Source organism: Paenibacillus sp. P22, assembly GCF_000469945.2.
Lineage (GTDB): Bacteria > Bacillota > Bacilli > Paenibacillales > Paenibacillaceae > Paenibacillus_O > Paenibacillus_O humicus.
The window spans coordinates 24735-35125 of sequence record NZ_CBRA020000089.1 but is presented as its reverse complement, the minus strand read 5'-3'; the positions used below and the strand labels follow the sequence as shown (position 1 = coordinate 35125).

At 61.1% G+C, this 10391-nt stretch carries 10 protein-coding genes; 2 read left to right on the top strand and 8 right to left on the bottom strand.

Features of this window, described 5'->3' with window-relative positions; genetic code table 11:
• The 3 genes from BN871_RS13920 to prmA form a co-directional block, all read right to left on the bottom strand.
• Positions 1-640: 16S rRNA (uracil(1498)-N(3))-methyltransferase (locus BN871_RS13920; protein ID WP_048746691.1), on the bottom strand; the 640-nt coding region annotated here is incomplete at its 3' end.
• Between the two features lie 135 nt (positions 641-775).
• Positions 776-1456 carry a site-2 protease family protein gene (locus tag BN871_RS13915; protein WP_021882391.1) on the bottom strand — a complete coding sequence of 227 codons (681 nt, stop codon included), beginning with the start codon at positions 1454-1456 and terminating at the stop codon, positions 776-778.
• A 3-nt stretch (positions 1457-1459) separates the two neighbouring features.
• Complete coding sequence (gene prmA, locus BN871_RS13910; protein ID WP_048746689.1) at positions 1460-2518, bottom strand: 50S ribosomal protein L11 methyltransferase; 1059 nt, start codon at positions 2516-2518, stop codon at positions 1460-1462.
• Between the two features lie 204 nt (positions 2519-2722).
• On the opposite strand from prmA, the gene BN871_RS29080 reads away from it, so the two are divergent.
• Both BN871_RS29080 and BN871_RS29075 read left to right on the top strand, forming a co-directional pair.
• Positions 2723-3223, top strand: a complete 501-nt coding sequence (locus BN871_RS29080) for a hypothetical protein (protein WP_232313050.1) — start codon at positions 2723-2725, stop codon at positions 3221-3223.
• Positions 3220-3855 (top strand): cytochrome P450, encoded by a 636-nt coding sequence (locus BN871_RS29075; RefSeq protein ID WP_332310218.1) that lies wholly within the window; start codon positions 3220-3222, stop codon positions 3853-3855. The genes BN871_RS29080 and BN871_RS29075 overlap by 4 nt, the downstream gene beginning before the upstream one ends.
• Positions 3856-4074: 219 nt before the next feature.
• Here BN871_RS29075 and BN871_RS13900 read toward each other — a convergent pair whose 3' ends face one another.
• The 5 genes from BN871_RS13900 to BN871_RS13880 all read right to left on the bottom strand — a co-directional run bounded on the left by BN871_RS13900 (position 4075) and on the right by BN871_RS13880 (position 10364).
• Positions 4075-4260: a hypothetical protein gene (locus BN871_RS13900; RefSeq protein WP_048746687.1), complete on the bottom strand. Its 186-nt coding sequence runs from the start codon at positions 4258-4260 to the stop codon at positions 4075-4077.
• Positions 4261-4605: 345 nt separating this feature from the next.
• Complete coding sequence (rbsK, locus tag BN871_RS13895; RefSeq protein WP_232313048.1) at positions 4606-5553, bottom strand: ribokinase; 948 nt, start codon at positions 5551-5553, stop codon at positions 4606-4608.
• Positions 5550-7676, bottom strand: coding sequence for an ADP-ribosylglycohydrolase family protein (locus tag BN871_RS13890; protein WP_053086981.1), 2127 nt, complete (start codon positions 7674-7676; stop codon positions 5550-5552). The genes rbsK and BN871_RS13890 overlap by 4 nt, the downstream gene beginning before the upstream one ends.
• Entirely contained in the window at positions 7673-8857 is a 1185-nt protein-coding gene (locus tag BN871_RS13885) for an ADP-ribosylglycohydrolase family protein (RefSeq protein WP_048746685.1), read from the bottom strand. Before BN871_RS13885 ends, BN871_RS13890 begins: the two co-directional genes overlap by 4 nt.
• A 13-nt stretch (positions 8858-8870) precedes the next feature.
• Positions 8871-10364 (bottom strand): extracellular solute-binding protein, encoded by a 1494-nt coding sequence (locus BN871_RS13880; RefSeq protein ID WP_048746683.1) that lies wholly within the window; start codon positions 10362-10364, stop codon positions 8871-8873.
• Between the last annotated feature and the right edge of the window lie 27 nt (positions 10365-10391).

Genomic DNA, 10391 nt, shown 5'->3' with positions numbered 1-10391 from the left:
CGCCTTCGGGACCGACGACCAGCAGCAGCCGGTGCGCCTTGTCCGCCGTCAGCCTGCCCGCCTCGCGGGCTTGCCTGATGCGGTCCGCAAGACCGGTCAGCCCGCCCGGCTCATGTCCTTCCGCTTCATAGCAGAACAGCACGAGGTCGTAATCGGCAAAAGCCGCCAGCAGCTCTTTCCAGGCATGGACCTCATGGACGGCCGGCAGCCGGCTGCGATGGGCCTGCTCCGCCGCTTCCTTGGCGATCCTGCCCCAGCGCTCCAGCCGCTTGGCTTCCTTGCGGGCGTCGTACTGGACGACCATCCGCTCGCACTGGAACGGCAGAAATCCGGCCGCTCCGATCTCCGTTCCCTTCTGGATGACAAGCTCCATCTTGTCGCCCTTCGGAAGGCCTTGGGCGACCGTGACCTGCCAGAGCGGCTCCCGGTCCATCGGAAGCCTTTCGGCGATGTCGCCTCTGACTAGGGACGGATCGACATCCGTCAGGACGATGCGGGCTTCACGCTGCGCGCCGTCGCTGGCGATGATCTCGTCTCCCGGTTTCATCCGCATGACTCTCGCGATATGATGGGCGTCCTCGCCGCTTAAGGTGACGCCGTTGTCGCCGAACTGCTCCGGCGTTATAAAGTAACGCTGCATAGTGGGCCAAACTCCTGTTTTTAAAAGTCATCCTCCATCATACACGTTTTGAGGCGGGAAATCTATTCGGCCCCACGGATCCCGGCCGCACGGCGGCATAAAAAAAGCCCGCGCCATGGAAGCGCGGACTTGAATTTATCCAAAGAACAAGGGCGTGAAGAGGCGAAGGAAAAACAAGTGCAGATCGCCGACCAGAGCCAGATAGGGACGAATGGTCGCATTGCTAAGCGCCGGTATGAACACGAGCAGCAGGAAAACCAGGACTCCCCACTGAGAATACTGATCCAGCAGAATCCGAGAGCGGCGAGGCAGCAGCTCGTACAGAATCCGGTAGCCGTCCAGCGGAGGCAGCGGAATCAGGTTGAACAGGAACAGCATGCCGTTCAGATAGATGAAATATTTGAAGAAAACGTTCAGGGCATCGATGTAGCGCAGAGGCGTGTCATTCAGAATGCCCGAGAAATTGAGAGCCGACACGATGAACACTCCGATCGCCATCAGCAGAAGGTTGCTGAGCGGTCCGACAAGGGAGACGACGATGCTCATCAGCCGCGGCCGCTTGAAGCGGGAGCTCATGACCGGCACCGGCTTGGCCCAGCCGAAGCCCGCGATCAGGATCAGGAACATGCCGAAAAAATCGATATGGGAAGCCGGATTGAGCGTAACCCGGCCCTGCTTGTAGGCGGTGTCGTCTCCGAATTTGTACGCCGAGTAGGCATGGGCGAACTCGTGGAGAGTAAAGGCGATGATCAGGACAAGCAGGACAAAGGGAAGCTCGGCGACAGGGTAAGCGAGAAGATTGTCCAACCCCTCCATGGCTTACCGCTCCCCTTCTGGCTTGGCGGCCACGAAGGCGATCCATTTGTCCTCGCGGACGCGGTCGACGATCTCGAAGCCGGATGCCAGAAGCCCGGCTTCGACGGCCTGCTCCTTGTTCTCGTAGATGCCCGAAGCGATATAGATGCCGCCCGGCTTCAGCGCCTCGTAGACGTCATCGATGAACAGCAGGATGATCTCCGCGAGAATGTTGGCGACGACCAGATCGCAAGGCGCCTCGACCCGCAGCGGGCCGGCCTGCTCCATCGCTTCGGCCAGCTGCTCCCTGGCCTCGTCCTCGGCCGCGTTGGCGGTGCCGTTCCAGCCGGCGCCCTCTCCCGCACTGCGGCTGATGACGCCGAGCAGGTCGCTTTGCAGCACCTGGATGACGTCGTCCATGCCGTTCAGACGGGCATTTTCCTTGGCGCTGGATACAGCGACCGGGTCGAGATCGACAGCCAGCACGCTGGATGCGCCCAGCAGGACGGCCCCGATGGCCAATATGCCGGAGCCGGTGCCGACGTCGATGACCTCGTCCCCCTCGCGGATCGCCGATTCAAGCGCGCGCAGGCATAGGGAGGTCGTCGGATGGGTGCCGGTGCCGAATGCCATGCCGGGATCAAGCTCGATGATGCGCTCGTCCCCGGAACCCTCGTACGGCTCCCAGGTCGGCTTGATCGTCAGCCTTTCGGTGACCCGGATCGGCTTGAAATACTGCTTCCAGGCCGTCGCCCAGTCGTCCTCGTCCACCGTGACGACGGCGATTTCGTATGTACCGGGATTGATGTCGTAGTCCTTCAGCTCCTCGATCCGGGGACGGATGGCGGCCACATGGGCGTCCATGTCCTCGTCTTCGCTGAAGTAGCCCTTGATGACGGCGTCTCCCTCGGCGATATCGTTGTGCGGCAGCTCGTACCATTGGCCGAACGACTCGTCGCGCCGCCTGTTCAAGGAGCCGGATTCTTCGATGGAAACTCCGCCTGCGCCCTGTTCATGCAAAAAGTTGGAAATCATCTCCACCGCTTCCTCGGTGGTCGAGATCGTAAGTTCATGATATTTCATCTTCGCATAAGCCCCCTCGCTTGCTATCCCGTCTATTCTACAACAGATGCGATAGGCGGCACAAAACCTCCGATCGGGGAAAGGCTGGACTTTCCACCTGCCTGAATAAGGATTAAAATGGAAATCGAAGCCGGCTGCCCGAAGACGGAATCCAGTCTTGCAGCATCGGACAGACAACCATGCATCCTTAGCGAGGTGAATCGAGTGGAATGGAACGAACCGCAGCTGATCCCTTTGGACCGGTTCAGAGAGCTGAGACACCGGTCTCCCGTGGAGCGATTCGAAGGGGAGGGTTATACCGGCTGGAGGCTTTTCGGTTACGACGAGGTCAAGACCGCCTTTACGGATTATGAGCGCTTCTCCTCCCAAGGAGAGCACAACCCGGACGACCCGATCGATTCCAGCATTCTCAGGCAGGATCCGCCGAAGCATCGCCAGCTTCGAATGCTCGTGTCCAAAGCCTTCACTCCGCGTGTCATCGAATCGATGGAGCCCGCCATCCGCAAGCTCGCGGAACAATTGCTCGACAAGGCGGCAGCGAAGCCCGTCTTCGATGTCCTGGAAGACCTGGCCAGCCCGCTGCCCATCTCCGTCATCGCCCGCATGCTGGGCATCCCGGAGGCGACCTCAGCCGCTTCAAGCAATGGTCGGAGGATCTGGTCGGAACGAACCAAGAGCGCTACGTCCAATGCCAGCGCGAGATGAGCCCTTACTTCTCGGCTGTCGCCGCCGAGCGGAGGCTCGAGCCGCGGGACGATCTCATCAGCAATCTCGTCCATGCCAAGGTAGACGGAGAGCAGCTGAGCGAGATCGAGCTGATCGGCTTCTGCATCCTGCTGCTCGTCGCCGGCAACGAGACGACGACCAACCTGATCGCCTCGATCTTCCTGTGCCTCGACAGCCTGCCCGAAGTACGCGAGGAGCTGATTGCCGACCGCACGCTCATTCCTTCCGCCATCGAGGAGGTGTTCCGCTACTTCTCGCCGGTGCAGATGATGTTCCGGTCGGTGAAGCGGGATACCGAGCTCGGGGGAATGGCCATGAAAGCCGGCGATCCCGTCTTCCTCTATATCGCCTCGGCCAACCATGACGAGAAGGCATTTCCGGAGCCGGAGCGCTTCGACATCCGCCGCTCGCCCAATGCCCATGTCGGGCTCGGCAGCGGCATCCACTACTGCCTTGGAGCCCAGCTTGCCCGGCTGGAATCCCGCATCGTCCTGGAAACCTTGCTTGAGCGCTATCCCCGGTTCAGCCGCGACCGCTCCGTGCCGCTGGAGAGGATCGAGAGCAACCTGATGTTCGGACTGCGGCGGCTGCCGGTCTTTTTGAACGGATAGCGGGATCGTGCAGTCTCATGCAGCTTCAAATTCGACAGAATGCGGCACGCCTTGCCTCGAAAAGCAATCCAAACAGCCCGGAAGCCTTCCGCTTCCGGGCTGTTTTTTCGAAGGCTGGCGGCCCGGCAGTCGCGATCCGGCCGCAAGCCTTGCACCGGTGCCGAAGATGCATCGGCTTCGCATCGGCGTCACAGCTTGCAAGCTCCTGCCGGGCGGCGCTTATTGCTCCACCGTGCCCCCGGCTCCGGAGATGACCGCCAGCGCCTGGCCGGCCCGGCTGTCGTCCACGACGGCGGTGAGGATGCCGTCCTCGCCTTCGCGGATTTCCGCCGCGCGGAGCATCTCCAGCTTGCGGAGCGCTTCCCGGATTCCCTCCGGCGACGTAAAAGCTGCCTGTATTTCCATGATGCTGCCCCTCCTCCCGTGGCGTTCGTATGAAATGGCCTCTTCTAGGTTGCGCCTTTGCCTTGGCGATATTCACGGAATTATCGTCAAACCGTCTGAGCCGCAGAGACGGGTGCAGGCTCGTCTCCCTTGCAGGGCAGGATCGGCCTGGCGCAGCTGCGGAGGACGAAGCTCAAACGGAGCTTCCTGAGGGTGCGGACTTGAAACCTGGAATTCCGAAGGAAGCAGGTCGAGACGGCTTTTCCGGCTCATTCCCCGGGAATGACCGAACAGCAATCAGCCGAAGGAACATCCTCCGGCTGTGTCTGACTGCCCGGAAACTCCGGCAGGCAAATCGCAGTCCTGTTATTCTCCGGCCAGTTCCCCTGCCATGAACGCCTCGATCTCATCCTTGGACGGAATCGAGGACTGGGCTCCATGGCGCGTAACGGCAATCGCTGCGGCAGCCGCCGCGAACCGGAGCGCCTCCCGGGATTCCGATCCTTGCGCGCAGGCAGCCGCGAATGCGCCGATGAAGGTGTCGCCCGCTGCGGTCGTATCGGCCGCCTCGACCTTGTAAGCAGGCACGGCACAACGGTCTCCGGAAGACTCTGCGCACAAGCAGCCCTGCTCTCCGAGCGTGACGACGACCCTTCCCGCGCCTCGGGACAGCAGTTCGGAGGCTGCAGCTTCAGCCGACCCGATATGTGCGACCTGAATTCCGCTCACTGCCGAAGCCTCCGTCTCGTTGACGATAAGCGTGTCCAGCAGCGGCAGCAGCTCGGCCGGCACTTCCCGTGCCGGAGCGGGATTGAGCCAGACGCGGACACCCGCCTCGCTTGCCGACCGGATAACCGCCTTGCTCGTCTCCCATGGGATTTCATTTTGCAGCAGCACCGCGTAGACTCCGCCCCAGTCCGTCTCGGCGGCGGCATCGTCCGCTGTCAGCATTCCGTTGGCGCCTTCCGACAGGACGATATGATTTTCCCCGTCTGCACTCACGGTGATGACGGCGAGACCCGACGTCCCTTCCTTGGTCAGGACGGACTGCACGCCGACGCCGGAGTCCTCCAGCGAATGCACCAAGGCGTCGCCGAAGGGATCGCTGCCGACGGCGCCGATCATGGAGCATGCCGCTCCGGCCTTGGCGGCGGCCGCCGCCTGGTTGGCTCCCTTGCCTCCGGGAAAGAACGAAGTTCCGAGGCCGGACACCGTTTCGCCCGGCTGCGGGAAGCGGTCCACCTTGCTGACGACGTCCATGTTGATGCTTCCGACGACGAGGATGCTGCGCTTGCCTTCCTGATCCGGCATCATGCCCTCTCTCCGTCCGGAAGCGACCGCACCGCAACATCCTTGATTCCGCTGACTCCTCCCTCCAGGCAGCCGAAGCCGAACATGCCGTGACCGAAGGACGGATCCCGGCATTCCAGCACGTTCTCCCCATTGATCCCGAGCGTGAAGGCATCTCCCTCGGCGGTCAGCTTGAAGCGGTATTCCTTGCCCGGCTTCCAGTCGTACTTGGCCGTAATGAGGCGCGTCGTCCCGAAATCCTGCTTGATGAACGATACCGTCCCAGGTCCGTCGAAGCCGGCCAGATAGTGCCGCATGACGCCCTGTGCCCGGGCGATCAGAAGATGGCTTGTTCCCTCCAGCGGCTGGACCGTCGCCTCGACGGCCATGTCCCGCTCGTAATAATTGCCCGAGAACGAAGCGGCGTCGCTCTCCGACCTGCATACCATCGCGCCGCCGTCCAGCTCCCACTTGCCCCGGTGATGGGAGAAGGGCGTGATGGAGCCGAACTCCTTGGCCTGCTTGGCGAAATCAATCGTGTACGAAACGGGTCCCTCAATACGGAATCGTCCTAGAAACAAGCTTCCGATCGCGCGCTCCGCCAGCGGCGACGGGCTTTCCAGAATCCAGCCGATCTCGTCGAGCAGCGCGCCGTCCGTATCGGGAATGACAAATGAAATCTCGCTCCATTGCCCGTTCGCCGGCTTGATCGGCTCCAAGAGAATGTCCTTTTGCGTGAACGTATTCCGGACATAGGGAGTAAGGACGATCGGCTCGCCTTCCCATTGGTCGGCATAGATGGCCGCGCTGACTCTCTGCCCGACGCAGGCCAGCGGCGAGAACACCGGCTTGTACTTCTCGTCGTTGAATTCCGCCCGCCGGTAGAACGGCTTCCAGTAGATTTTGCTGCTGTCGCCGGTTACGAGGCGGTCGAAGACGACCTCCAGCGAGCCGCGGCTGCCGTCCCGGCTCCGCAAGGCGGAATGGCGGACGACCGGCGTCTTGAAGCCGTTGCTCGTGCGGAAGCCATGCGTCGACCCCGGCAGATCGAAGTCGAAGAACACCTCGCCCGGCTTGAAGCTTTCCTTCAGCCTCCGGGGAGCCTCCTCGCCGTTGACCCGATAGCCGAGCAGCGCCAGCTCTCTGGCGAAGGTCGGAAAGTCGACCAGGTTGAGATAGCCCGACACGCTGGAGGCGACGATGAAATCGTTGATCGGCTTCCGGTAATGGTCCGGGATGCCGGCCAGTCCGGAGTAAACGCCGAGAATGGTGCCGACATTGCCGGCGTTGCAGTCCGTATCCCAGCCGCACATGGAGGCGATCTCCACCGTGCGCGCAAAATCTCCTTCGCCGTATAGCAGGGCAAGCACGCAGACGCCGGCATTCGGAATGATATGGCATACGCCCGTGTATTTGTCGTAGCCCCAATGATCCTCCAGGTATTGGCGGCATGCCTGCCAATCGCCGGGACGCCCCTCGTGGAAGTCCAGGACGGCATTCACGACTCGGGCATACGTGGAGTCCCCGGGAATATGGCGAAGCCCTTCGGCAATGACCGCCTGCACGCTGGACGCCTCGAACGCCTTGGCGATGCAAGCCGCCATGAAGCGGGCTCCATACAGGCCGTTGCCGTCATGCGAGACGCTGGCTGCCTTCTCCGCGTATTCCGCCGCCTTCTCCGGATTGCCGGGAAAGAGCAGTCCCCAGGAATCGATGAAGATCTGGCCGCCGATCTGCTCGGCCATTTCCAGGCCGTTCACCTCGATCGAGCCTGAGCGGGGGGCGGGAATGCCCTTGCGCAGGTTGAGGTAAGCGCGGTGCTCCGTGCTGATGTCCTCGCCGCCCCACCAGAACATGCCGATGCCTTCCCGGGCATAGTTCAGCCAAGCCTTGCCGACATCCTCGGGCGTGAGCTCGCGTCCATCCGCATCGTCGTACAAAGCCCGGACGAAGAAGACCGGTCCATTGGCATCGTCGTCCGCAGCGAAGGTGTTGTAGCTTTTCACGTAATTCCTGATATCCCCGTATACATCCCGAATGCGCTCGTATGTCCAGGCGACAGGCTCGATCGGAGCTCCCAGCCTGATGCCGACATTCATCCCGATGAAGCCCGCATAGACCGTCTCGACGTAGTTTTTCGGCATCATGGCCTCTCCTCCTTCCCGTCTCCCTGGATGCCCGCCAGCATCTCCCGCCTGGCTTCCCAGGCATAGAGATCGTCCTGAATGATCCGCGATGCCGTCGCGCTGAACCGGTCGGCGATGTCCATCAGATCAAGACGGTTGACGGCGTCCAGCTGCCGGATATCCTCCGGCGAGATGACCTCGGAGCCGTGCATGGCGCCGACAATGACGCCGGCCATGACCCCGATGGAATCCGTATCCCGTCCGGAGTTGATGCCGTCCAGAATGGAACGGTAGTAGTCCCCGTCGTTCAGGACGATGAAGGCGAGCGCAAGCGGCAGCTCCTCGATCGACCAGAGACGGTTGGGGGTGTAGTGATTGCTTGGAATGCCGACCTTGTCGATATGGCGGCTGACATCGTCGCCCATCGGCGAGTATTTCGCCATGATCCGGTGCAGCACGGCGATGACCGCGTCCCTGTCGTCCCTGCGGGAGCGCAGGTCGCGGGCGGCGGCCGTCAATTCGGCAATCGCCGCCTTCGTGCCGTCCTTCGCCAGGGAGAGCGCCGTCTCCACGATCGCATCCGCTGTCGCTCCGGGCTCGAACGCCTTGGCGACGCAGGCGGCAAGCACTCCTGCCGCCTCGAGGCCGTAGCTGCTCTGATGCCCCGTCGCGAACAGGATCGCCTCGTCGTAGGCCGCCTTTGGGTTGCCGGCGTTGACGACCCCGATCGGGGCGATGTACATCGCCGCCCCGCAGTTGACCATATTGCCGAGGCCGCCTTCGCGCGGCTCGCAGTTCGCCAGCACATGGCGCAGGAAGATATGCTTTTCCGGATAGAAGAGCCGCTCCATGATATAGGTCTCGCGGTTCAGCTCCGGAACGAACGTTTTGCGGAAGGCGATCTCCTTCACGAACTCGTTCCCCATATCGTAGGCATCCAGATGCCGGCCCTCGGCATGATACACGTTGATCAGGGCGATGGTCATCAGCGTATCGTCGGTGACGATGCCGTCTCCTCTGACCCGGCCTAGCCGGACATCCTCGGGCAGATCCATCTTATGCCATCTCGTCATGATGGACTCTACGCGTCCGTATTTCAATTTGATCTCGTCATAAGTCAGCTTCTCGACTGGGGCTCCCATGGCATCCCCGAGCGCGGTCGAGATCACCACGCCCCTTACCCGACTGCGGAATGTCGTCATCGATGCATGCTCCTTACTTGATGGTTTTGTTCGCGTATTTGGTGATCTCGGTTCCTCCGGCTGCGTTCCAAGCTTCGACGAACTGGCCGAACTGGCTCAGATCCTTCTTGCCGGTAATGAAGTCCGTCGAGTATTCCTTGTACAGATTGTTCATCGCATCCCAGTTGGCGACGAACTGCTCCGGAATGATGAAGTTGTTGTCTTCGGTGTAGTACTCCGAAGCCATCTTCAGCGATTTTTCCCCCGGCTCGCCCAGCAGCGGCGTCTTCAGCGGAATGTCGGACTTGAAGTTCACCGGCTCCCAAAAGCGGGCATACCAATTGTTGTAATAGTTCTCGTTCAGCTCGATCTTGCCGTCGACGATCTTGTAGTCCTCGTTTTCATAGCCGAGGCGGTCAAGCATCTGCCCTTTGGGGCTGGCGAGGTAATCGAACACCTGGAACGCGGCATCCTTGTTCTTCGACTGGGAAGAGATCGCGAGCCCGCGGGATTCCTTCGTGACGTCCGTCGCTCCGAAGCCTTGGCCGACGCCCTTGGCTGGAGGCAGTACGACCAGCTTGGCGCCTGCTCCCCCGAGATCCTGCATGCGGCCGTTGTACAGGTCGAGTATTTTGCCTGCCGTGCCGGTGATGACGCCGGCTTCGCCCTTGTAGAAGGCGTCCTCCTTCGTGTCCCACTGCTTCGTGATGAACTGCGGATCCAGCAGGCCTTCCTTGTACAGCTTGTTGTAGAAGGCCAGCTTTTCCTTTTCGCCTTCCGAGATTTTGGCGTATTCGAACGTGCCGTCATCCTTTTTGATCCACGTTTTGTCGAGGCCGAACGCCGAGTTGAAGATCGTATTGATCTCTGCGATGTCGCCCGCCGCCGTCAGCGCATAAGCCGGCTTGCCGGAGCCCGGCTTCTTCTCGACCAGCTCCTTGAAGAAGGCGTAATAGTTGTCCACGGTCGGGTTTTCCGTCAGCGCCTTGGAGCTGTCCATCGCCTCGAACCAATCTTCCCGGACGACCGGAGCCTTCGGAGCGAGCGGCTTGATCCAGAGCAGGTACGGATAGCTGGTCATGCGGGTGATGTTATGAGGCTCCATGATGTCTTTGACGTACTTGGATTTATTGATATAAGGAGTCAAGTCCTCCAGAAGGCCCTGCTCGGCCATCTGCTGGTCGCCGCCCTGGAAATAAATGATGTCCGGAATCGTGCCGCCGAGCAGCAGCAGGTTCAGGTTCTCGGCGTAGCTGCCCTGCGCAAGGTCGACCAGCTCGAACTTGACGTTCAGGCCCTCATCCTTGGCAAGCGCTTTCTCCAGCTCTCCGAAAAACCGGACCGAAGCGGCGTTCGCCGTGCCCTCGTCCTTGTAGACGATTTTGAGCGTAACCGGCTGACCGCTGCCTTCAGGCTGTGCCGAGCCGGTATTTCCCTGGTTGGCGGCCGGAGTGCCCGAGTTGGACGAGCAGGCGGTCATGACGACGGCCATCGCAGCCGCGATCGCGATTGAATTCCATTTTTTCATGTTTTTTATCTCCCCTTATAGATGATA